The 23,026-nt window shown below is 62.9% G+C and carries 19 protein-coding genes; 12 read left to right on the top strand and 7 right to left on the bottom strand.

Annotated elements, in window-relative coordinates; genetic code table 11:
- Positions 1 to 12 precede the first annotated feature (12 nt).
- The 4 genes from PAN08_RS13655 to rph are packed head-to-tail and all read right to left on the bottom strand — an operon-like array spanning position 13 to position 2,240.
- Positions 13 to 513, bottom strand: a complete 501-nt coding sequence (locus tag PAN08_RS13655) for a hypothetical protein (RefSeq protein WP_269792057.1) — start codon at positions 511 to 513, stop codon at positions 13 to 15.
- Between the two features lie 16 nt (positions 514 to 529).
- Entirely contained in the window at positions 530 to 1,129 is a 600-nt protein-coding gene (gene rdgB / locus PAN08_RS13650; protein WP_269792056.1) for an RdgB/HAM1 family non-canonical purine NTP pyrophosphatase, read from the bottom strand.
- The gene (locus PAN08_RS13645; protein ID WP_269792055.1) at positions 1,126 to 1,515 is read right to left on the bottom strand and encodes a VOC family protein; all 390 of its coding nucleotides are present in this window, start codon (positions 1,513 to 1,515) and stop codon (positions 1,126 to 1,128) included. The genes rdgB and PAN08_RS13645 overlap by 4 nt, the downstream gene beginning before the upstream one ends.
- The gene (gene rph, locus PAN08_RS13640; protein ID WP_269792054.1) at positions 1,512 to 2,240 is read right to left on the bottom strand and encodes a ribonuclease PH; all 729 of its coding nucleotides are present in this window, start codon (positions 2,238 to 2,240) and stop codon (positions 1,512 to 1,514) included. Before rph ends, PAN08_RS13645 begins: the two co-directional genes overlap by 4 nt.
- A 109-nt stretch (positions 2,241 to 2,349) precedes the next feature.
- Here rph and PAN08_RS13635 point away from each other — a divergent pair, with 109 nt between their 5' ends.
- From PAN08_RS13635 to PAN08_RS13615, 5 genes are all read left to right on the top strand, one after another.
- Positions 2,350 to 3,210: a YicC/YloC family endoribonuclease gene (locus PAN08_RS13635; RefSeq protein ID WP_269792053.1), complete on the top strand. Its 861-nt coding sequence runs from the start codon at positions 2,350 to 2,352 to the stop codon at positions 3,208 to 3,210.
- Between the two features lie 330 nt (positions 3,211 to 3,540).
- A complete protein-coding gene (gene gmk, locus PAN08_RS13630) occupies positions 3,541 to 4,173 on the top strand; it encodes a guanylate kinase (RefSeq protein WP_269792052.1) in 633 nt (210 codons plus the stop codon).
- 111 nt (positions 4,174 to 4,284) lie between these two features.
- A complete protein-coding gene (gene rpoZ, locus PAN08_RS13625) occupies positions 4,285 to 4,584 on the top strand; it encodes a DNA-directed RNA polymerase subunit omega (protein ID WP_269792051.1) in 300 nt (99 codons plus the stop codon).
- A gap of 107 nt (positions 4,585 to 4,691) precedes the next feature.
- Positions 4,692 to 6,854, top strand: a complete 2,163-nt coding sequence (locus tag PAN08_RS13620; RefSeq protein ID WP_269792050.1) for a bifunctional (p)ppGpp synthetase/guanosine-3',5'-bis(diphosphate) 3'-pyrophosphohydrolase — start codon at positions 4,692 to 4,694, stop codon at positions 6,852 to 6,854.
- 576 nt (positions 6,855 to 7,430) lie between these two features.
- The gene (locus PAN08_RS13615) at positions 7,431 to 7,814 is read left to right on the top strand and encodes a RidA family protein (protein WP_269792049.1); all 384 of its coding nucleotides are present in this window, start codon (positions 7,431 to 7,433) and stop codon (positions 7,812 to 7,814) included.
- Between the two features lie 8 nt (positions 7,815 to 7,822).
- On the opposite strand, the gene PAN08_RS13610 is transcribed toward PAN08_RS13615, so the two are convergent.
- Positions 7,823 to 8,860 carry an AraC family transcriptional regulator gene (locus tag PAN08_RS13610; RefSeq protein WP_269792048.1) on the bottom strand — a complete coding sequence of 346 codons (1,038 nt, stop codon included), beginning with the start codon at positions 8,858 to 8,860 and terminating at the stop codon, positions 7,823 to 7,825.
- A 120-nt stretch (positions 8,861 to 8,980) separates the two neighbouring features.
- On the opposite strand from PAN08_RS13610, the gene PAN08_RS13605 reads away from it, so the two are divergent.
- The 7 genes from PAN08_RS13605 to PAN08_RS13575 all read left to right on the top strand — a co-directional run bounded on the left by PAN08_RS13605 (position 8,981) and on the right by PAN08_RS13575 (position 19,292).
- On the top strand, positions 8,981 to 10,216 hold the full coding sequence (locus tag PAN08_RS13605; protein ID WP_269792047.1) for a parallel beta-helix domain-containing protein: 1,236 nt from the start codon (positions 8,981 to 8,983) through the stop codon (positions 10,214 to 10,216).
- A 9-nt stretch (positions 10,217 to 10,225) separates the two neighbouring features.
- Entirely contained in the window at positions 10,226 to 11,413 is a 1,188-nt protein-coding gene (locus tag PAN08_RS13600; RefSeq protein WP_269792046.1) for an SO2930 family diheme c-type cytochrome, read from the top strand.
- Positions 11,414 to 11,447: 34 nt separating this feature from the next.
- Positions 11,448 to 13,895 (top strand): TonB-dependent receptor, encoded by a 2,448-nt coding sequence (locus PAN08_RS13595; RefSeq protein WP_269792045.1) that lies wholly within the window; start codon positions 11,448 to 11,450, stop codon positions 13,893 to 13,895.
- Between the two features lie 409 nt (positions 13,896 to 14,304).
- The gene (recG, locus tag PAN08_RS13590; protein WP_269792044.1) at positions 14,305 to 16,410 is read left to right on the top strand and encodes an ATP-dependent DNA helicase RecG; all 2,106 of its coding nucleotides are present in this window, start codon (positions 14,305 to 14,307) and stop codon (positions 16,408 to 16,410) included.
- Positions 16,411 to 16,474: 64 nt separating this feature from the next.
- Positions 16,475 to 17,410 (top strand): nucleoside hydrolase, encoded by a 936-nt coding sequence (locus tag PAN08_RS13585; protein ID WP_269792043.1) that lies wholly within the window; start codon positions 16,475 to 16,477, stop codon positions 17,408 to 17,410.
- Between the two features lie 86 nt (positions 17,411 to 17,496).
- Positions 17,497 to 17,739, top strand: a complete 243-nt coding sequence (locus PAN08_RS13580; protein ID WP_269792042.1) for a type B 50S ribosomal protein L31 — start codon at positions 17,497 to 17,499, stop codon at positions 17,737 to 17,739.
- Positions 17,740 to 18,017: 278 nt separating this feature from the next.
- A complete protein-coding gene (locus PAN08_RS13575) occupies positions 18,018 to 19,292 on the top strand; it encodes a citrate synthase (RefSeq protein ID WP_269792041.1) in 1,275 nt (424 codons plus the stop codon).
- Positions 19,293 to 19,701: 409 nt separating this feature from the next.
- Here the strand turns inward: PAN08_RS13575 and PAN08_RS13570 are convergent, their stop codons facing one another.
- Together PAN08_RS13570 and PAN08_RS13565 are read right to left on the bottom strand one after the other, a co-directional pair.
- Positions 19,702 to 20,334 (bottom strand): hypothetical protein, encoded by a 633-nt coding sequence (locus PAN08_RS13570; protein WP_269792040.1) that lies wholly within the window; start codon positions 20,332 to 20,334, stop codon positions 19,702 to 19,704.
- Positions 20,335 to 20,409: 75 nt separating this feature from the next.
- Entirely contained in the window at positions 20,410 to 22,836 is a 2,427-nt protein-coding gene (locus PAN08_RS13565; protein WP_269792039.1) for a penicillin-binding protein 1A, read from the bottom strand.
- Positions 22,837 to 23,026: the final 190 nt, after the last annotated feature.

Genomic DNA, 23,026 nt, shown 5'->3' with positions numbered 1-23,026 from the left:
GTGACGCTGGCGTCATTGCCCGCTCAGCAGGCTTGGATCGACGAGCGAGCGCGGCTGCACACGCAACACCGCCGCAGCGACGTCACGGAACAACGTCGATGGCCCTTGGTAGCTGCCAATCTCGTTGTCCATGAGGCGGTGGCGAGCGGGCCGGGTGCCGTTGCGCATGTGCAGATACAGACCAGAGACCATGGCTTTGCGTTTATCGGCGAAGTTGTCGTGGCGGACTTCGAGTACGTCGTGCAGTGGCACCTGACGCCAGCGGTGCAAGGTGGCGATGTTGTGATAACGCAGGTGCCCAGCGCTTTCATCGAGCACGACGCGTTGCCAGATGATGGGGGCGGCAATCAATGAAATGGCCAGCGCACAGCCCAGTGCCCAGAGGGGGAGTGCCAGCCAGGACTGTTCGCCGTCATAGGCAAGCAGGCCTCCCACGATCGCACCGCTGATGCCGCCCAGAATGGCGACCAACTGCACGAGTGCCATGCGGGTCCGATAGTGACGTGCCTTCATGCGTTGATCTCCTGAGTCAACCGAGTTTGAGTTGGGCCAGCCGTTGCTTGAATTGTTGCAGGGCGATGGCGCGGTGGCTGAGGGTGTTCTTCAGCACCGGCTCCATTTCTGCGGCGGTCAGGCCGTGCACCGGATCGAGAAACACCGGGTTGTAACCGAAGCCGTTGCTGCCGCGCAGTTCATCGATGATGCGGCCTTCCCAGCTGCCTTCGCAGATCAGCGGTTGCGGATCGTTGGCATGGCGCAGTAGCACGATCACCGCGTAAAAACGCGCAGTGCGGCGCTCGGTCGGCACATCACGCAATGCATCCAGCAATTTGGTGTTGTTGGCAGCATCGTTGGTGGGGCTGCCGGCATAGCGCGCGCTGTACAGGCCGGGCGCGCCATCGAGTGCGTCAACGATCAGGCCCGAGTCGTCGGCCAGTGCGGGCAGGCCGGTGACGTCACAGGCGTGACGCGCCTTGATCAGCGCGTTCTCGACGAACGTCAAACCGGTTTCCGGCACGTCACTGACGCCGAGCTCAGCCTGCGGCACGATCTGCAACGGCAGCTCGGCGAGCATGGCCTGCAATTCCTTCAATTTGCCGGCGTTGCCGCTGGCCAGTACCAGTTTCATTGCTTGGGCTCCAACAAGTCCCAGGTATTGCCGTATAGGTCACGGAACACGGCGACCGTGGCATAGGGTTCTTCGCGCGGGGCTTCGAGAAATTCCACGCCGCGCTCGGTCATGGCGGCGTGGTCGCGCCAGAAGTCATCGGTGTTCAGAAAGAAGCCCACGCGGCCACCGGTCTGGTTGCCGATACGGCTGCGTTGCTCCTCGTCGCTGGCGCGTGCCAACAACAACGCAGCAGCATTGTTGTCAGTCGGGCCAACTACGATCCAGCGCTTGCGGCCCTGGTCGATGTCTTCCAACAACTGGAAGCCCAGTTTCCCGGTGTACCAGGCAATCGCCTCGTCGTAATCGGCGACGACCAGCGTAACCAGGGCGATGCGTCGGCTCATGCCTGCGTCAGTGCTGCCTGCTGCGCGTCGAACAGCTCGCGGATGCCTTTTTCAGCCAGCACCAGCAGCGCGTCCAGTTCATCGCGACGGAAGGCGTGGCCTTCGGCGGTGCCCTGCAGCTCGATGAAACCGCCGCCATCATTCATGACGACATTCATGTCGGTATCGCAATCGCTGTCTTCGGCGTAATCCAGGTCCAGCACCGGCTGGCCCTTGTACACGCCAACCGATACCGCCGCGACCGCGCCGAAGATCGGGTTGCGCTTGATGTCGCCGCGCTTGAGCAGCACGTTCACCGCGTCCACCAAGGCCACGTAGGCGCCAGTGATGGCGGCGGTACGGGTGCCGCCATCGGCCTGCAGGACGTCGCAGTCCAGGGTGATGGTGCGCTCACCCAGCGCATTGCGGTCGATGCAGGCGCGCAGGGTGCGGCCGATCAGGCGCTGGATTTCCAGGGTGCGTCCGCCCTGCTTGCCACGCGCCGCTTCGCGGTCTGAGCGGGTGTGGGTGGCGCGCGGCAGCATGCCGTACTCGGCGGTGACCCAGCCTTCGCCCTTGCCGCGCAGGAAACCCGGTACGCGGTTTTCGATACTGGCGGTGCACAGCACGCGGGTATCACCGAAGCTCACCAGCACCGAGCCTTCGGCATGGCGGGTGAAGGCGCGTTCGATGGTGACGGTGCGCAGCTGATCGGCCTGGCGGCCGCTGGGACGGGAAAAGGTCATGGGAAGTCCGGATTGCGTAGGTGTGCAGGGGGCGCCCGGGCGGTCAATTGGCCAGCGTCCGGGGGCGCCTAGGGTACCATTCGCCCTTTGCAACGCACCGGAATTCCACATGATTCGAAGCATGACTGCCTATGCCGGCGGTGAACGTGTCACGCCCTGGGGCACCCTCGGCTGCGAGATGCGCTCGGTCAACCACCGTTTCCTTGAAGTGGGGGTGCGGCTGCCGGAAGAACTGCGCGCACTGGAGCCGCAGCTGCGCGAGCGCGTGGCCGGGCGGATCAGCCGCGGCAAGCTGGACCTGGTGATGCGCCTGCGGGTGCCCGAGGCGGCCACGACGCTGAACGTCAACAACGCGCTGGTCGAGCAGCTGGGCGACTTGGCCCTGCGCCTGCACTCGCGCTTCCCAGGCATGCGTGTGCAGTTCACCGAGTTGTTGCAGTACCCCGGCGTGCTGCGGACAGAGGCCACCGACGGGGCGGCGTTGCAGGTCGAGGCGCTGGCGCTGCTGGACGAGGTGATCGACGGCTTCGTGCAGTCCCGCGAGCGTGAAGGCGACAAGCTGGCCACGGCCATCAGTGAGCGCGTGGACAGCATCGAGCGCATCGCTGCCGACGTGCACGAGCTGATCCCGCTGATCCGTGAAGGCCAGCGCGCCAAGTTGGCCGCACGTCTGGCGGATCTGCCGCACCCGGTGGACCCGGGGCGCGCCGAGCAGGAGCTGGTGATGTGGCTGCAGAAGCTGGATGTGGACGAAGAGCTGGACCGTTTGAACAGCCACATCAGTGAAATCCGCCGCGTACTCAAGCAGCGCGAGCCGGTCGGCCGTCGCCTGGACTTCCTGCTGCAGGAGTTCAATCGCGAATCCAATACGCTGGGCTCCAAGTCGGTGGACAGCCGCACCTCCAACGCCTCGGTGGAGCTGAAAGTGCTGATCGACCAGATCCGCGAGCAGGTGCAGAACATCGAGTAAGTGCGTCCTGCGCGAGTGCAGGGGTTGATTGCCAGCGTGCAGGAGCCGAGCTTCTCTCTCTCAAGCAGGAATAGCGTCCTCTCCAGCCTGTGGGGTTTGAGCCCCCCTCCTGCTTGCGGGAGAGGGGTTGGGGTGAGGGGAAGCTGTTGGCTCCCAAAGCCCCCATCCGCCCTTCGAGCACCTCCCCTGCACGCGGGAGAACGGATGGTTCGCTGCGGGCGGCTGCCTTAAAAGAGTGGCCCCACATTTCAAGTGCCGCCGGCATGCCAGACAGGCCTCCGCCAGCTGCGTGATATCCTTCGCTGCCATTTCAAGTGGCCCAGCAGTTCCATGCGCGGAACTCTTTACATCGTTGCCGCCCCGTCCGGGGCTGGTAAAAGCAGCATCGTCAACGCCACGCTGGCGCGCGATCCGCATATTTCCCTGTCCATCTCCTTCACCTCGCGGGCCATGCGTCCGGGCGAGGAGAACGGCAAGCATTACCACTTCGTCAGTGCCGCCGAGTTCGAGCGGATGATCGCAGCAGGTGATTTCTTCGAGCACGCGCTGGTGCATGGCGACTGGAAGGGCACCGCCAGGCAGTCGGTCGAGCCACAGCTGGCTTCGGGCAAGGACGTACTGCTGGAGATTGATTGGCAGGGCGCCCGGCAGGTACGCGACAAGGTGGCTGGCGCGGTCAGCGTCTTCATCCTGCCGCCATCGCGACAGGCGCTGGACGAGCGCATGCGCAAGCGCGGGCAGGACAGTGAGGCCGTCATGGCTCAGCGTCTGGCCGCCGCCCGAGAGGAAATGCTGCATTACGACGAGTTTGACTACGTCATCGTCAACGAGGATTTCGACACCGCTGTGGGTGAAATGTGCGCGATTTTCGCGGCCAGCCGCCTGCGCCGAGAGCCCCAGCAAAAGCGTCATGCCCAGCTGATTGCCTCGTTGTTGAGCCCCGAAAGCCAAGCAAGCGATTGATTCGAAAGGGGCTGTTCAGACGTCGACTTGATTTCCGACCGGCCCAACCCCTACAATCCGTCCCCTTTCCCTCATTCGTTCGAGCGGCCGTATAGGTCGCCGGGAGCCCGCATGGCCCGCATTACCGTAGAAGATTGTCTGGAAGTCGTTAACAACCGTTTCGAGCTGGTCATGATGGCGTCCAAGCGCGCCCGCCAGTTGGCCAATGGTGTCCAGGCGACCATCGACAACAGCGAAACCGAGGACAAGCCGACCGTGTTGGCGCTGCGCGAAATCGCAGCCCGCAAGATCGACAACACCTTGATCGAGGAAGTCGAGAAGGCCGAGCGTGAGCGCGTTGAGCGCGAAGCGCTGGAATGGGCCGCCGCTGAAGTGGTCGCCGACGAAGACATGTCCAAGAACGACGAGTGATCGTTTAGATCAAACGTGTCGCTGGACAACTGGAACAGCCCGCCTTGTGCGGGCTGTTCTGTTTTGTAGGGTTTGCCGAAGTACGCCCGCTGGCATAGTCTTTCGGCATGAACCCAGGCCCCACCGCCCAGGTAGCCACGCCAGCGGGCGGGGCGGTACCTGACTATGTACTCCAACTCGAACGCGCAGCCAGCTACCTGCCCGCCGAGCAGCTGCCATTGCTGCGTCGCGCCTGGGAAGTGGGTGCCTCTGCGCACGCGGGCCAGACCCGCAAGTCCGGTGAGCCCTACATCACCCATCCGGTCGCCGTGGCGCGCATCCTGGCCGAGCTTGGCCTGGATGTGGAAGCACTGATCGCTGCGATTCTGCACGACACGATCGAGGACACCCCGCTGACCGGCGAGGAGCTGGCCGGCGAGTTCGGGCAGGCCGTGGCCGACCTGGTGGATGGTGTCACCAAGCTGGACAAGCTCAAGTTCCGTGACCGTCAGGAAGCGGCCGCAGAAAGCTTCCGCAAGATGTTGCTGGCGATGTCGCGCGACCTGCGCGTGATCATGATCAAACTGGCTGACCGCTTGCACAATATGCGCACCCTCGGTGCGCAGAGTGCCGAGGCGCGGCGCCGCATCGCGCTGGAAACGCTGGACATCTACGCGCCCATTGCCCAGCGCCTGGGCATGAACCTGATCAAGTCCGAGTTGCAGAACCTGGGCTTCCGCGCGTTGTACCCGTGGCGCCACGCCATCATCGAAAAGCACATCCGCAGCCAGCCGGTGGTGCGGCGTGAGTCGATGGCGCAGGTGGAAGTGCAACTGTCTCAGCGCCTGGCGCGGGAAGGACTGGAGCACCGTCTGATCAGCCGGATCAAGACGCCCTGGAGCATCTACACCAAGATGCACGAGGAGAATAAAAGCTTCGACCAGGTGATGGATGTCTTTGGCTTCCGTCTGGTCGTGCGCAACGTCCCCAATTGTTACCACGCACTGGGCGCGGTGCATGCCACATTCAAACCGCTGGACGGGCGCTTCCGCGACTTCATCGCCATTCCCAAGGCCAACGGTTACCAGTCGCTGCACACGGTGCTGTTTGGGCCGTACGGCTCGCCGATTGAAGTGCAGATCCGCACCGAGGAAATGGACCTGATCGCCGAACGCGGCGTGGCCGCGCACTGGACCTACAAGTTTGGTGGCGATACGCCCAACAGCGCGCAGAGCCGTGCGCATGCGTGGATCGTTGATCTGATCGACTCGCAGCGTACTGCCGGTTCGTCGCTGGAATTCCTGGACAACGTCAAGGTCGACCTGTTCCCGGACGAGGTCTATCTGTTCACGCCGAAGGGCAAGATCCTGGCGTTGCCGCGCAATTCCACCGCGCTGGATTTCGCCTATGCCGTGCACACCGACGTGGGCAACCGCGCGGTGGCTTCGCGCGTGGACAAAAAGCTGGTGCCGCTGCGCACGCGTCTGGTGAGCGGGCAGAGCGTGGAGATCATCACCGCGCGTTCGGCTTCGCCCAAGCCGCAGTGGCTGGAGTTCGTGGTCAGCAGCAAGGCACGTACCGCCATCCGCCACCAGCTCAAACAGCTGGAACACGAAGACGCCGTGCAGCTGGGCCACAGCATGCTCGACCGCGCGCTGGAAGCGATGGACAGTTCCATCGAGCGCCTGCCGAAGGGGCGTCTGGATGCGTTCCTCAACGAACACCGCTACCCGCGTCTGGAAGCCTTCCTGGCCGACGTGGCGCTGGGCAACTGGATGCCAACGCAGGCGGCACAGGCATTGATGGCCTATGCCGAGCTGCGCGGTGGCAACGGCCACGCCAGCCGCATGCAGGAAAAGATCCTGATCAACGGCAGCGAGCGCGGTGTGGTCAGCTTCGCCAATTGTTGTCAGCCCATTCCCGGCGACGACATCATGGGTTACCACACCGCGGGCAAGGGCATCGTGGTGCATCGACTGGATTGCCCCAATCTGGCCGAGTTGCGCAAGACACCTGACCGCTGGGTACCGATTGGCTGGGACACGAGCGTGGTCGGTGACTACGACACCGCGCTGGTGGTCGAAGTGGAGAACGGTACCGGCGTGCTGGCGCAGTTGGCGGCAGCCATCGCGCAGAGCCATTCCAACATCGAGCGCGTGGATTACCTGGACCGCGACTTCAACGCGGCAGTGCTGTGCTTCAACATCCAGGTCCGTGACCGCAATCATCTGGCGGAAGTGATGCGCCGCCTGCGCAGGTTGTCGGTGGTGCAGACAGTGCGCCGGCAGTAAGCCGGTCCGCGCGAAAGGCGCACCTGCGCGACCGGTAAGTGTCGCTGTGCTTCCGTCTGTGCGCCGCTTGGCTGCGTTTTACCGGCAGGGGGGCGATTGCCGCGCGAGCTCCGCATGTTTTCCACAGCGGATGTGCGGCAGTGGGCGCACAAGGTGTGGATAACCCTCGGTAGCCCTTATGGGCTGGGCCTCTTCAGGATGTGGTGAAAATTTGTCCACATGTGCAGATGCGGCAAGGTGGTCTTGATTGGGGTGTGCTTCCGGCATCGCGCCGGGTGATTGCCGCAAGGAAGGAACATCGGATCGCATGATCTTCCCCGTCATCCGCTGAAGCCATTCGGGCACGTGAAGTCCCGGCTGGTCTTTTTGCTGCCACTCGCCCGCCCGCCGGTTTTCCACAGCGCATGTGCGATACCTAGCGCAGAAGCTGTGGATAAGGCGCGCTGGCCCTTGCTGGGTGGGCCTTTTCAAGAGGTGGTGATAATTTGTCCATGTGCATGAATGGCGTGGTCCGGTGCCAGCCGGTGCCATGGGCGGGCGCTACAATGGCCAACCTTTTTCCCAGTGGAGCTGTCCATGTCCCGCCAGATCATCAACACCACCAACGCCCCGGCCGCCATCGGCCCGTATTCGCAGGCCGTGCGCGCCGGCAATACCGTGTACTTCTCCGGCCAGATTCCGTTGGACCCGGCCACCGGTGACATCGTCGCTGGCGACGTGACTGCGCAGGCCCGTCGTGCATTCGACAACCTCAAGGCGGTGGCTGAAGAAGCCGGCGGCTCGCTGGACAAGATGGTCCGTCTGGGCCTGTACCTGACCGACCTGGGTGAGTTCGCCAAGGTCAATGCGGTGATGCAGGAATACTTCCAGGCACCGTTCCCGGCTCGCTCCACCATCGAAGTGTCAGGCTTGCCGAAGGGCGCCGCGTTTGAAGTCGATGCGGTGATGATCCTCGACTGATCGAGGCCTCAGGCCAGATGACGCCGGGTCTCGCTCGGCGTCTGCCCGGTCCAGCGTTTGTACGCGCGCCTGAACTCGCGCGCGTCGTTGAAACCCAGTTGATTGCCGATGGCCGCAATGGCCAGTTCCGGGTTCTGCAGCAGTTCCAGCGCACGTTCGCTGCGCACACGGTCATGCACTTCGCTGAAGCTGGTTTCCTCGTCGGCCAGCTGTCGACGCAGGGTGCGTTCGCTCAGGTGCAGGGCCAGTGCTACCTCACTCATTTGTGGGTTGTCGCGCAGCTGCGGGCGCAACAAGCGCTCCACGGCGGCGGTGGTTTCGCCGCGCGATGACAAGGTGGCCAACTGCGCACGGCACAGCGACAAGGCCTGCTGTGATGTCACCGGGTTGTAGCTGGCGAACGGTAGTTCCATCCAGTGCTGGCCCAGCACCATTGCATGGCGGGGTTGCTCGAATTGGATGTCGCAGCGGAACAGCGTGCGGTACTTCTCCGCATGTGGTGGCGCTGGGTAACCCAGTTCCAGTCGCAACGGGGTGAACGTATCGCCGGCCAGTTCGCGGCCCAGCATCAGGATGCTGGAGAACATTTCCTCGCACAGGAATGGCAGCAGGTCGTGCGCCTCTTCCGGTGCGGTAGCGATGACCGCCAGGGTCTGGTCGCTCAGGTCTTCCAGGCACAGCGCCATCAGCGGGCCGAGGTTGCGCTGGTAGTCCAGCCCGATCCGCACGGCATCGCCGAAAGTGGGTGCCGTCTTCATCGCCAGACCCAGTAAACCGAAGTTGCCGCCGTTCTGGTTGCCGCCCATGGCCAGGCCAACGCCGTCGATGGGAAGGGTGGGGAGGGCGCGGCGGATCACCTCAATCGCCTGCCGGTAGGAAATGCGTGTCAACGGATCGTTGAGTTGCTCGATGCTCAAACGCTGCCCGGCCAGCCAGTTTTCACTGTTGACGTTGTACTCCGCAGCGAGCAGCAGCAGCCCGCACAGCATGTTGGTTGGGACGTTGGCGATGGATAGCCTGTCACCGTTTCCTGATTTCCGTTGCATCGAAGCTCCCTCAAGCTTGTCCGCTATACCCCCCCAAGTATGCCGGTCCTGCCCTTCGCGTGAACACTTCCTGAAGCCCAGACTGCATCCACCATCTGTAGGCGTATGGGGAGAGGATTCATGCAGCGCAGCATTACCTTGGCGATTGCCGCCACATTGAGCGTGTTGGCGGCGGGCTGCCAGAAGCAGGCGCCACAGGTCCCGGAGGTCGCGGCGGCGGACGGGGCATTTGCGGCCACGCTGCAGGAGCGCCTGCTCGATGCCAAGCCGGGCGACGTGATCGAGATCCCCGCTGGCAAGCATCAGTTCGAGCGCAGCCTGAGCCTGCGCGCGGATGGGGTGACCATTCGTGGCGCCGGTAGAGACCAGACCGTACTCAGCTTCAAGGGCCAGAAAGCGGGCGCCGAAGGACTGTTGGTCAACGGCGACAACTTCACCATCGAGAACCTCACCATTGAGGACTCCAAGGGCGACGGGCTGAAGATCAGCGAGTCCGAACACATCACCATCCGCGGCATCAAGGTGCAGTGGACCGGCGGCCCCAGCACCAAGAACGGCGCCTACGGCATCTACCCGGTGCTGACCAAGAACGTGCTGATTGAAGACACCATTTCCATTGGTGCCTCCGACGCCGGCATCTATGTGGGCCAGTCCGACGGGGTGATCGTGCGCAACAGCCGCGCCGAGCAGAACGTGGCCGGCATCGAGGTGGAAAACACCCGCAATGCGGATGTTTACGACAACGTGGCTACCGGCAATACCGGCGGCATCCTGGTGTTCAACATGCCGGGCCTGTCGCAACAGGGCGCCAACATCCGCGTGTTCAACAACAAAGTCATCGCCAACAATCACGCCAACTTCGGTGCCAAGGGCACGCCGGTGGCCAGCGTGCCGGCCGGGTCGGGCATCGTCATCAATTCCAACGATGACATCGAGGTGTTCGACAACGAGGTGCGCGACAACGCCACCACCAACATCATCATCTCCAGTGTGTATTCCACCGGCTACAAGGACAGCAGCGCATCGCCCAACTTCGACCCGTACCCGGAGCGCATCTACGTGCACAACAACAGGCTGTCCGGCGGTGGCGATTCACCGGATGGCTTTGACCTGAAAGCGCTGAAGGTGGCGATGTATGGGTTGACCGGAAATTTCCCGGACGTGCTGTGGGATGGCTACTACAACAAGGAGCGCGTGGTGGACGGGGTCAAGGTGGGCCCGCAGATCTGCCTGCGCAACATCAGCGGCGTGATCAATGCCGACGGCCCGGGCGGCTACAAGAACCCGAGCAAGGATGCCAAGCCGTTCGACTGCGAGTTGCCGCGTTTGCCGGCCATCGACCTCAAGCGTGGTTGAGGGCCCGGCATGCAGAAGCTGATGGTGCGGATGGGAGTATTGGCCGGGCTGCTGTTGGCGCTGGCCGGTTGTGGCAAGCCGCAGGTGCATTTCTTCGCTGACGGGCAACCGCCGACGCTGGATGAGTGGCATGTGCTGCGCATCGACGGCGGTAAGTTGCGGCTCAATGAAGGTGTGGTGCCCTATGACCTGAACACGCCGTTGTTCAGCGACTACGCGCACAAGTTGCGAACCGTGTGGATGCCGAAAGGTGAGGCCGCTGGTTACCAACCCGAGCATGCGTTCGATTTCCCGGTTGGCACCATTCTCAGCAAGACGTTTTATTACCCGCTGCCTTCTGGCGGCGCGGCGGATGGCAAGTCGGTCGCACGCACGCCGCCGTCGCAGTCGGTGCTGCAGGATGAAAGTCTGGATCTGTCCAAGGTGCACCTGATCGAAACCCGGCTGCTGGTACATCGCAAGGAAGGTTGGGTGGCGCTGCCTTATGTGTGGAACCGCGAGCAGACGGCGGCCACGCTGCAGCGCACCGGCGCAACCGTGGAGCTGGAGCTGGTGGATGACGCCGGTGCGCGCGAAGCGTTCTCGTATCAGGTGCCGGACCAGAACCAATGCGCCGGTTGCCACATCACCGACAACCGCTCGCGAAAGCTGTTGCCGATCGGACCGAAGGCGCGTCATTTGAACCGCGATTTCGACTATGCCGATGGGCGTGAGAACCAATTGGCGCATCTGACACGGGTGGGGTATCTCGCGGGTGTGCCGGCTGCGGCGCAGCTGCCGCGTCTGGCCGATGCCACCAACCCGCAGGCACCGCTGGAAGCGCGCGCACGTGCCTATCTGGACGTGAACTGTGGCCATTGCCACAGCCGTACCGGCCCGGCCATCACCTCGGGGCTGTGGCTGGATGCGCCGACCAACGACCACCTCAAGCTCGGCCTTTGCAAGCAGCCCATCGCGGCCGGCAAGGGCACGGGCAATCGTTTGTATGACGTGCTGCCTGGCGATGCCGATGCTTCGATCATTGCCTACCGCATGGACAGCGATGATCCGGCGGTGATGATGCCGGAGGTGGGCAGGGCGGTGGTTCACAAGGAAGGCGTGGCGTTGATCCGCGAATGGATCAACGCGCTGGAAGGAAGTTGCGATACGACGGCCGGCGCGGTGCCGGTCAACAAGACGGGACCGCCGGCGATTTGAGCCGGCTTTCACCCACTGCTTTGGGAGAGAGGCGATGCGAGTGAAACAACGGAGTCTGGTAACTGGGCTGCAGCGGGCAATTGCCGGGCTGATGGTGTTGGGGGCGAGTGGGGTGGCCATGGCGCAATCGGCCAAGGAGGATGCCGATGCAGCCACCACGCTGGATAGGATCACCGTCACCGCGCAGAGCCGCGAGCAGGAGCTCAAGGACGTACCCATCGCTTTGCAGGTGCTGGACCAGAACCTGCTCAGCGATGTGGCGGCGGAAAACCTCGGTGACATCGACGCGTTCGTGCCGGGCCTGGTCATTGATGCGGTGCAGCCGACGCAGCCCTCATTCCGCCTGCGCGGCGTGGAGACCAGTGATTTCGGCATCGGCACGGATCCGGCGGTGGGGATCTTCGTTGATGGCGTGTACGGCGGGCGCGGTGGCGGCGTGTTGTTGCCCTTCGTTGATGTCGAACGCATCGAAGTCTTGAAGGGGCCGCAAGGCACCTTGTTCGGCCGCAACACCGCTGCCGGCGCTATCTCGCTGGTCACGCGTCGGCCGCAGGCTGAAACCGAAGCGCGCGCCACGGTGCGGGTGGGGAATTACGGCAAGAAATACGCCGATGCGATGTGGAACATCCCCACTGGCGATCACTCGGCGTTGCGCTTCAACGCGCTGATCAACACCAGCGACGGTTGGTTCCAGGACGGTGCCACCGGCAAGGACCTGGGCGGCGAGAACGTCTGGGCCACGCGCGCGGCCTGGCAGGTGACCTTCGGTGACAACACCACCGCCTACGTCAGCTGGGATCACGAAAGCCTGGACCAGAACGGCCGCGTCACCACCGGCATCGTCGAGCTGCCGCCGTACCCGCAGCGCCCGACGGTGCCGGCGAATTCGGACGACTTCCTCGACCCGCGCAAGACACCCACCTACAGCGATGCCGACAACGCCGAGTGGCGCACCTTTGACGGCGTCAACCTGATCGTTGACCACGCGTTGAGCTGGGGCAACCTGACCTCAACCACGGCGTGGCGTCAGTACGACTCGACGAACCACACCGAGGAAGACGCCACCAACCGCTTCGACCTGTACGTGGATTCGGTCAACACCGAGAGCAACGAAACCTTCTACCAGGAGTTCAAGTTCTCCGGCAGCAATGAGCACATCGATTGGGTGGGCGGGGTCAGCTATTTCAAGGAGGACGCCGACCAGACCAGCCAGGTCAACACCAATACCGAGGCGGTGGACAACATCGTGCGAAATCTCGGGATTGCCCCCACGCCTGATGGCAGTCTGTTTGGCTTCACCTCGATGCTCGCGCAGATGAATGGCATCCCGATATCGCTGGTGGGCGAGCGCTGGAACGAGCGCTTCACCAATACGCTGGCGACCACATCGTATGCCGCGTTCGGTGATGTGATCTGGAAAGCCACGGATCGCCTCAACCTGACCTTCGGCCTGCGCTACACGCGCGATGAGAAAGACTTCACCTGGCTCAACACACCGCGCAACGCACCGGGGCTGGAAGGCAAGCTGGACACGCTGGAAGCCATCGGCTTCTTCCAGGCGCTGGAGAGCATGGGCATCCCGATTACCCGCGAGTTGCTCACCTTCGACATGGCTTTCATCGACCCACCCGCCATGGTCAACAAAGGCCAGAAGGTGCGTGACAAGAAGAGTTGGAGCGACTGGAGCCCGCGCTTCGTCATCGACTACCACCTCAACGACGACACCATGGTGTTCGCCTCGTTGGCCAAGGGCTACAAGGCCGGCGGATTCAACGCACTGCAGATCGGCCCGGCGTTCGAGAACGAAGATGTCTGGAACGTGGAAATGGGCATCAAGCAGGCGTTCGACCGCTTTTCGTACAACGCCTCGCTATTCCACTACCGCTACGACAATCGCCAGGCGATCCGCTTGATTGATCCGGACCCGAACAATCCGGTGGACATCCCGCGCTATGTCTTCGATACCGGTGACCTGGAAGCGACCGGCATCGATTTCGACATGCGCTGGAAAGTTACCGATGGCTTCACTTTGGACGCGCAGGCAGAGTGGATCGACTCCAAGTACAAGAACTACATCACGCCGGAAGGCACTGACCTGGATGGCGCAGCAACCGGCGAGCCGCGCTTCAGCGCATCGGCGGGTGCGGCTTACCAAGTGGAGTTGGGCGAGAACGGCAGGTTGCGTCTGTCGGCCCGTCACGCCTATCGCGGTCGCACGCGTTGCAATGCTGCGTCCGATCTGCAGGGCGATTGCGGCGTGAACAAGCTGCTGGATGTGGGGGAAGCGCGTGAGCGCACCGACCTGCGCATCAACTGGACGTCACCGCAGGGCTATTGGAACTGGGCGGTGTACGGCAACAACGTGTTCGACAACCAGTACGTGCGCGGCCTCAATACCTACGGCCGTGGCCCGCTGGGCGTCGTGGGCGCCACCATCACCGAGCCACGCACCTACGGTTTGGAAATGACCGTGAAGTTCTAACGCAGCAATGCTTAAGCCCCTCTCCCGTTCATGGGTGAGAGGGGCGGCTTGCGAACCGCCGGTTCGCAGCCGGTCGAACGCCCTTGTGCTGGCGCAAGGGCGGGGGCGCGGAGCGGGGGTTGGGATGAGGGCAACCTCTGACATTTGAAGTAATGCTGCTCAAAGCCCTTCTCCCGTGTGCGGGAGAGGGGTTGGGGTGATGGCAGCCTCTGAAGTTTGAAGCAATGCTGCTCAAAGCCCCTCTCCCGTGTGCGGGAGAGGGGTTGGGGTGAGGGCAGCCGTTGAAGCTTCTCGCGATGCGCTCAGAGAGGGATGAGGTCAGGCTTCCACCACCATTCGGGGAAAGGAAACCCCGGCGTCTTCGGGCGTCGGGGTTTCTGTTTTGCGTCCATGACGGCATCCTTGTCGCATGTCTGCCCGCCGTGATGCTGTTTCCCTTGATCTATCTGCCGAACCCCTCAGTCATCTGGCGGGGGTGGGGCCGCGCGTGGCTGCCAAGCTGGAAGCGCGTGGGCTGACCACGTTGCAGGATCTGTGGCTGCATCTTCCGCTGCGTTACGAGGACCGCACCACGCTGCTGCCCATCCGTGCCTTGAAGGCCGGCATGGCTGCGCAGGTCGAAGGCCGCGTTGAAGCGGTGGAGCGCGGCTTCCGCTATCGCCCCGTGCTGCGCGTTGCGGTGAGCGATGACTCCGGCGCCACCCTGGTGCTGCGTTTCTTCCATTTCCGTGCCGCACAGGTGGCGCAATTCGCGGTGGGCACGCGCTTGCGTTGCTACGGCACGCCACGCCCGGGCCAGCACGGATTGGAAATCGTTCATCCCAGCTACCGTGTGCTGGGCGATGGCGACGATGACGGGCTTGGCGATGTGCTCGATCCCATCTATCCGGCCGTAGAGGGCATAGGCCCGGCCAGCCTGCGCAAATTGATCAGCCAGGCGCTGGACCGGCTACCCGACGCTGCGACCCTGGAATTGTTGCCCCCGGCATTGCTGGCCGATCTCAACCTGCCATCGCTGCGTGAGGCCATGCTGACCATGCATCGCCCACCGGCGGGTGCTGATATCGCTGCGCTGTCAGCGGGCACACATCCGGCGCAACAGCGCTTGGCGATGGAAGAACTACTCGCCCACCATCTCAGCCTGCGTCGCCAGCGCATCGCCCTGCAGAAGCATCGTGCGCCGTCGCTGCGTGGTCGCGATGGACTGGTAAAAGCACTGCTCGACTCCCTGCCATTTCGTCTCACTGGCGCGCAGCAACGTGTCTTTGATGAAATCCGCAAGGATCTGGCACGTGCGCACCCCATGTTGCGTCTGGTGCAGGGGGATGTCGGCTCCGGCAAAACCGTGGTCGCCGCCCTGGCGGGCATGCTGGCGGTGGAACGCGGCAAGCAGGTGGCGCTGGCCGCTCCCACCGAGTTGCTGGCCGAGCAGCATCTGCTCAATCTGCGTGCATGGCTGGAGCCTTTGGGCGTGCGCGTGACCTGGCTGGCCGGCAAAGTCACCGGCAAGGCGCGCAGCAAGGTGCTGGAGGATGTTGCTTCTGGCCATGCGCAGGTCGTGGTGGGTACGCACGCGCTGATGCAGGAGGCGGTGGTGTTCAACGATCTGGCGCTGGCCATCGTCGATGAACAACATCGCTTCGGTGTGCATCAGCGTCTGGCATTGCGGGACAAGGGCGCCAGCGCCGGCATCGTGCCGCATCAGCTGGTGATGACCGCAACACCCATTCCCCGCACCCTGGCCATGGCGGCGTATTCGGACCTGGATGTATCGGCCATTGATGAGTTGCCACCCGGCCGCACGCCGGTGCAGACCATCGTGATCAGCGCCGAGCGCCGCCCTGAGCTGGTAGAACGCATCCGTGTTGCCTGTCAGCAGGGGCGGCAGGTCTATTGGGTATGCACCTTGATCGACGAAAGCGATGAAGTGGTGGCCACCGCCGCGCAGAACACCTTTGAAGCGTTGTCCGCACAATTGCCGGAACTGCGCGTGGGCCTGGTGCACGGCCGCATGAAGGCCGCCGAGAAACAATCGGCAATGCAGTCCTTCAAATCCGCGCAGACCGATCTGCTGGTCGCCACCACCGTCATCGAAGTCGGCGTGGATGTACCCAATGCCTCCTTGATGATCATCGAGAATGCAGAGCGCCTCGGTCTGGCCCAGCTACATCAGCTACGCGGGCGCGTGGGGCGCGGTGCGACGGCGTCCAGCTGCGTGCTGATGTATCAGGCGCCGCTGTCCAACATGGCGCGGGAGCGGCTGGAAACGATGCGGCATACCTCCGACGGCTTCCTGATCGCCGAAAAAGACCTGGAACTGCGTGGCCCCGGTGAACTGCTGGGCACGCGTCAGACCGGTCTGGCTGAATTCCGCGTGGCCGACTTGGCGCGCGATGCTGGCATGTTGCCAATGGTGCATGCCTTGTCCGAGCGGCTGCTGAGTGAGGCCCCGGAACTGGCCGAGCGCATTGTTCGCCGCTGGATTGGCGGCGCGGTGCGATACGCATCGGCCTGATCGTGTGCTTCCCCTGTCATGGTTGAGATGACAGACTCCCTTGCCAACCAGAGTGAAGCAGAAGATGAGCAAGAAGATACCGTTGCTGATTGATACCGACCCGGGCGTTGACGATGCATTGGCGCTGTTGATGGCCTTTGCCGACGAACGCCACGACGTGGTCGGGTTGACGGTGGCGGCGGGCAACGTCGGGCTGGACTACACCGTGCGCAACGCATTGAAGCTGTGTGAGGTGGCCGGTCGTGACGATGTGCCGGTGTTCGCCGGTACGCCTGATCCGCTGGTCTATCCGGCCGAGGACGCAGCCCATGTGCACGGCCGCGATGGTTTCGGTGACGTGGACCTGGCTCCCAGCGCACGCAAGGCTGAAGCCGAGCACGCCGCACTGGCGATCCTGCGTCTGTCACATACCTATGCAGGCGAATTGACACTGGTCGCGCTTGGCCCGCTGACCAACATCGCACTGGCGCTCAAGCTCGACCCGACCCTGCCGCAGCGGCTGAAGCGCTTTCTGGTAATGGGGGGGGCAATCAACGGCCACGGCAACATCACCCCAGTGGCCGAGTTCAACATCGCCTTTGATCCGGAAGCGGCGCACATCGTGTTCACTGCATTTCCGCATACCGAAGTCGCCGATTGGGAGGCAACCATCGCCCACGGTCTGATGCATCGCGATGTGGAGAAGTGGCTGGCCGCCGATACCGACAAAGCGCGTTTCTACGAACTGATTTCGCGCAAGACCCGTTTGTGGTCGGAAGACAGCCGTGGTGAGCATTGGTATGCGGCCGACGCTCTGGCCATGGCCTGGGCGCTGCAGCCGGAAGGCGGCATCCACGTGGAGCAGCGCCCCTTGTCGATCGAACTGACTGGCAACCGCAGCCGCGGCGCCACGGTGGTGGACTGGAACCGCCAGACCGGTGCCCCCGACAACACCACCTTGTTGATTGGCTACGACCAGGGCCGGTTCGAGGCCCAGGTGCGCGGCGCATTGGGGCTTTGAGGTCCCGCGCAAATTCCGGCTTGCCTTCCCGAGCAAGCCGGGACTATAATGCCGCTCTTGACCACCAGCCCATACGGTGCGAGCCCATGAAGGCCGATATCCATCCTGATTACCATAGCGTCGTGTTTCATGACGTCACTTCCGATTTCAAGTTCCTGACCCGTTCGACCATGTCCTCCAAAGACACGGTCAAGTGGGAAGATGGCGAAGAGTATCCGCTGATCAAGGTGGAAATCTCCTCGGCTTCGCATCCGTTCTATACGGGCAAGCACAAGGTCATCGACACCAGCGGTCGTATCGACAAGTTCCAGAAGCGCTACGCGCGCTAATAGAGCTGTTGTTGTCCGCAAGAGCAACGGCCGCGATTTTCGCGGCCGTTGTTTTGTGCCATCTGCAATAAATCTGAATCCTTTCCAAACATTGCCGGCTACGGTTGCGACGCTGTGTCGCATCGGTACGCGATCTATAAGACTTTGGTCTTCGCAATCTGGAAATGTTGCTGTGCGATAATGGCGCGTACCGCGGTGGAAAACTGCGGATTTCATTCACGCGTCTGCCCATCACCTCTCTACCTGGACAGGCGCCTTTCACTTGAGGAGCGCACACTGTGTCCGATCTTGATCAGGTCACGCTCAACGCCGGCGACACGTCGGTCGTTCTGCCTGTCGTCAAACCCGTTCTGGGCAATAACTGTGTCGATATCTCGAAGCTGACCAAGGAAACCGGTCTCTTCACCTACGACTCGGGCTATACCGCCACCGCCAGCTGCAAGTCGGCCATCACCTATATCGATGGCGACAACGGCGTGCTGCTGTATCGCGGTTATCCGATTGAGCAATTGGCCGACAAGTCCAGCTTCGTCGAAGTTTCCTACCTGCTGATCAACGGCGAGCGTCCGAGCGCCGAGCAGCTGAAGGCCTTCGAGGCCGAATTGAGCGCCGAAGCTGGTGTGGATGAATCGATCAATACGCTGATCGGCAGCTTTGCCAAGGACGCGCATCCGATGGCGATCCTGGCTGCCTCGATCGCGCAGCTGTCGGCCAAGTACCACGGCTCGCTGGATCTGTCTGACGCTGAGCAGCGCCGTCAGGCGGCTGTGCGCCTGATCGCCAAGGTGCCGACCCTGTCCGCACTGATCTATCGCCACGGCAAGGGCCTGCCGGCCAACACGCCGGACACCTCGCTGGACTACGTCAGTCGCTTCCTGAAGCAGACCTTCGAGTCGGCTGATGGCAAGTACGACTTGAACAAGGACGTGGTCAAGGCGCTGGACCTGCTGTTCGTCCTGCACGCCGACCATGAGCAGAACGCTTCGACCTCGACCGTGCGTCTGGTCGGTTCCACCGGCGCCAACCCGTACGCTTCGGTGGCCGCTGGCGTGACCGCACTGTGGGGCCCGGCGCATGGCGGTGCCAACGAAGCCGTGCTGAAGATGCTGGAAGAAATCGGTTCTGCCGACAATGTCGAGTCCGCCGTGCTCAAGGCCAAGGACAAGACCTCGGGCTTCCGCCTGATGGGCTTCGGTCACCGCGTCTACAAGAACTTCGACCCGCGTGCCAAGGTCATCGGCGAGATGACCAAGCAGGTGCTGGGCCAGCTGGGCGTGCAGGATCCGTTGCTCGATGTCGCCATCAAGCTGGAGCAGGCCGCGCTGCAGGACGACTACTTCGTCGCCCGCAAGCTGTACCCGAACGTCGATTTCTACAGCGGCATCATCTACAAGGCGCTGAACATTCCGACGGAAATGTTCACCGTGATGTTTGCGCTGGGCCGCACCGCTGGTTGGGTGTCGCATTGGCTCGAGCAGCAGGTCGATCCGGAAATGAAGATCGGCCGTCCGCGCCAGGTCTATACCGGCCACGACGTGCGCGACTACAAGTAATGGCATCGGCGTAGCGATACGCCGGTTCCATCACAGCAAAGGCCCCGCAATGCGGGGCTTTTGTCGTTTTGGATGTGGTTGTTTGCAGGAATGCTGTAGGTCATGAAGATGGCAGGGTGAGTGTTTCTCGCCATGACTGTCTTCAGTAGGACGCGCGTCTTTTCAATCTGGAGGATTGGTGGCCTCATGGTCATGATGCACGCGCGTGCACAACGCCTGCTATGCATAGCCCGGGGAGGTCACGTGCACCCGCGGTTTTCCGCGTGCTGTTCGATGTGCCGCATGTGCGCTCGTCACGATGTGCCCGATCAATTCCCGCGGCTGACTGATTTCCAGTTTCCCCGGGCATGCACTAGGCAGCGACATCAGCCTGCTTGCGGGAATGACGGTCGGGCGGTTTGCGTTGCTTCTACAGCGATGATTGTTCGACGACCAGCAGCTGCCGCACCTGGGCCAGCGTTGCGCGGGGCAGGGGCTTGCCGTCGTCGCTGGAAACCGGGGGTTGTCGCAGTGCGTCTTCGGGCAGGATGATCAGCTCGAAGGCGATGCCATCGGCGGCGAATTCCCAGCCCGGGAAATGCTGCTTTGTCGCGTGGCCGGCCAGTTGCAGCGACCAGGTGCGTGCTTCGGCGGGGATGCGTTGGTCGTGCAGAAAGTGCTGCACCGTCTCGGCGTCGTCGCAATGCAGATGCAGGATGACCGGGCTATTGTCGTCGGCCAGGCCGGTGAACACCGGCCCGCTCAGGCGTGGTTGGAATGCCTGCAGGAACTGCATTGCCTGCAGGGCGGATTCACGCCGTAACTGCAGCGCGCCGGGTTGGGTGGTGGAGGCAAACAGGCGTTGATGCTCACGCAGGGCCTGTTCGATGTCGGCCAGGCGCGGCCATAGCGATTCCTGATGTATGCCCAGACGGGCAGCTGCCTTGCGACGGGCATGCTCGACATCCTGGATGCCACTTTCGACGATGAGCCGTGCGGCCTCCTGAGCGATGCGCTGGCGGCCGCGTGCGTTGCGCTGGATGGTCTGCGGTGTGGATGGCATCGATCAGCTCCCCGGGGTTGCGGGCCGATTGTAGGCAGACGGCGGGTCATGCGTCCCGCCGCCTGTCAGTGCCGCTTAGAAGATATCGAACGCGGCGTCGTCCGCCTGCTGCTGGTGCTGCTCGAAATCGAACTCCTGAACGCGCTCCAGATCCTCGGTTTTGACCCATTCGGTAGCGCCGTTGAGAGAGGCTTCCACCATGCCTGACGGCGGATCGTTCTTGGCGATCGGGGCGTCCTTCAGTGCGGTGCGCATGTAGTCGATCCAGATCGGCAATGCCGCCTTGCCGCCGTATTCGCGGTAGCCCAGCGAGCGGAAGTCATCACGGCCCACCCACACGGTGGTCGCCAGCGGGCCGCCGAAACCGGAGAACCAGGCGTCACGGTGGTCGTTGGTCGAGCCGGTCTTGCCGCCCACGTCTTCGCGGCCAAGCACCTTGGCCTGCACGCCGGTGCCGCGTTGGACCACGTCGCGCATCATCGACACCAGCTGGTAAGCAGTGCGTTCGTCGATGGCGCGCGGAGCGATACGGGCATCCGGATTGACCGGCTTGGCCGGTTCAGCGGCTACCGGTGCGGATTCGGGTTTGACGGGAGCCGGCTTGGCCTCAGCACCAAAGTTGAAACCGTCCACCACCTGGTTCACCGGCGTGGCGCCGGTACCGCTCGCGCCACCACAGCCGCGGCAGGCCAGGGCAGGGTTTTCCTTGAAGATGACGATGCCGTCGCGGTCCTTGACCTCATCCACCACCCAGGTGTCCACGCGCGACCCACCGTTGGCAAATACGGCATAGCCGCGTGCCACCGACAGCGGGGTCAGCGAAGCGGTACCTAGCGACATCGACAGGTTCGGCGGCAACTCGGCTTCCTGGAAGCCGAACTCGCTGATGTATTTGCGCGCGTAGTCCACGCCGATGCTGTCGAGCAGGCGCACCGAAACCAGGTTGCGTGACTGCACCAGTGCCTCACGCAGGCGCATCGGGCCGCGGAAGCCGCCGCCGTCGTTCTGGGGCTGCCAGGTCTTGCCGCGACGGTCGCGGAACACCACCGGCGCATCGAGCACGATCGAAGCCGGGTTGAAACCCTTGTCGAACGCGGCTGCGTATATAAACGGCTTGAAGCTCGAACCGGGCTGGCGACGTGCCTGCGTGGCGCGGTTGAATTTGTTACCGGCGAAGCTGAAGCCGCCCACGAGTGCGCGCAACGCACCGGTGTCGACATCCAGTGACACCAGCGAGCCCTGGCCGCGCGGGATCTGGTCAATCAGCCATTCGCCTTCCTTCGCACCGGCCCGTACCCGGATCATGTCGCCGCGGGTGACCAGCTTGGCCGGCGTGCGGTTGGTCCAGCGGCTGGAAGCAACCGGCAGTGCGAGTTCGCTACGGTCAGCCAGGACCACGGTGATGCTGCCATCGGCATGCGTGGCCGAGACTACGGCCGGTTGCAGGCCGGACTGCGCCGGAATGCTGGCGATGTGCCGTGCCAGCGCTGTCGCGTCGGCATCGGCCGTGACGTCGAAGTGCTGCTCCACGCCGTGCCAACCATGGCGGTGGTCATACAGGATCAGGCCGTCACGAATGGCGGTCGTGGCGGCCTCCTGCAGGGTGCCGTTGATGGTGGTAGTGACGTGGTAGCCCTTGTTGAGCACGTCGCCGCCGTACTTGGCGATCATCTCCTGGCGCACCATTTCAGCCACGTACGGCGCGTAGATCTCCACCGGTGGCTCATGTGGCGTGGCGTGCATCGGTACGGCCTTGGCTGCATCAGCTTCGGCCTGGGAAATGAATTTCAGCTCCGCCATGCGTTGCAGGACGTAATTGTCGCGGCGTTGACGGGCGCGCTCGGGGTTGCTGATCGGGTTGCCGCTGGAGGGGAACTTGGGAATGCCGGCCAGCGAGGCCATTTCGTCCAGGTCCAGCTCGGCCAGCTTCTTGCCGTAGTAGTACTCGGCAGCTGCACCCACGCCATAGGCGCGGTTGCCGAAGAAGCTCTTGTTCAAATACAGCTCGAATATCTCGTCCTTGCTCAGTTCCTTCTCGATCTTACGAGCGAGAAGGATTTCGGCCACTTTTCGGGTGTAGCTGTATTCGGAACTGAGAAAAAACTGGCGCGCCACCTGCTGGGTGATGGTCGAACCGCCCGGAACGCGCTTGGCATCGGTGGTTGCCAGCAACCAGATCGCGCGGCCCACGCCTTTGTAATCGACGCCGTCGTGCTCGTAGAAGCGGGCATCCTCGGTGGCGAGGAAGGCTTGCTTCAGGCGTTCGGGGACGTCCTTCATCTGGATGGGATAGCGCCGGGTCTCGCCGAACACCGCCATCAATTTCCCTTCACTGTCATAGACATACATGGGCTCCTGCAGCTCGACATCGCGCAGGGTCTGTACGTCAGGGAGCTTGGAAGAGACAACGTAATAGAGAGAGCCGGCGGCAATCGCACCCACCAGAGACAGGGCGATGAAGATGGCCAACAGCCAGCGAAGCCAGCGACGGAAACGTGGCATCCAAAAGTTCCCAATTGCGGATTTTGTGGCCGCAGAGTATAGATTACGCAGGGGAACGGCTGGGGCCGTGTCCTGGGGAGAGTAGGGGGAAGCCGCTTAGTGCGTGATGCGTATCGCGTCTCGTGCTCTGAACGGTTGCCAACTGCTGAAATTCAGTTATTAATGCGCGGGCGCAACAAGTGCGCCCAAG

It is taken from the genome of Stenotrophomonas sp. Iso1, assembly GCF_027497995.1.
Taxonomy (GTDB): domain Bacteria; phylum Pseudomonadota; class Gammaproteobacteria; order Xanthomonadales; family Xanthomonadaceae; genus Stenotrophomonas.
The sequence above is the reverse complement of the archived record's forward strand: the minus strand, read 5'-3'. Positions and strand labels throughout refer to the sequence as shown.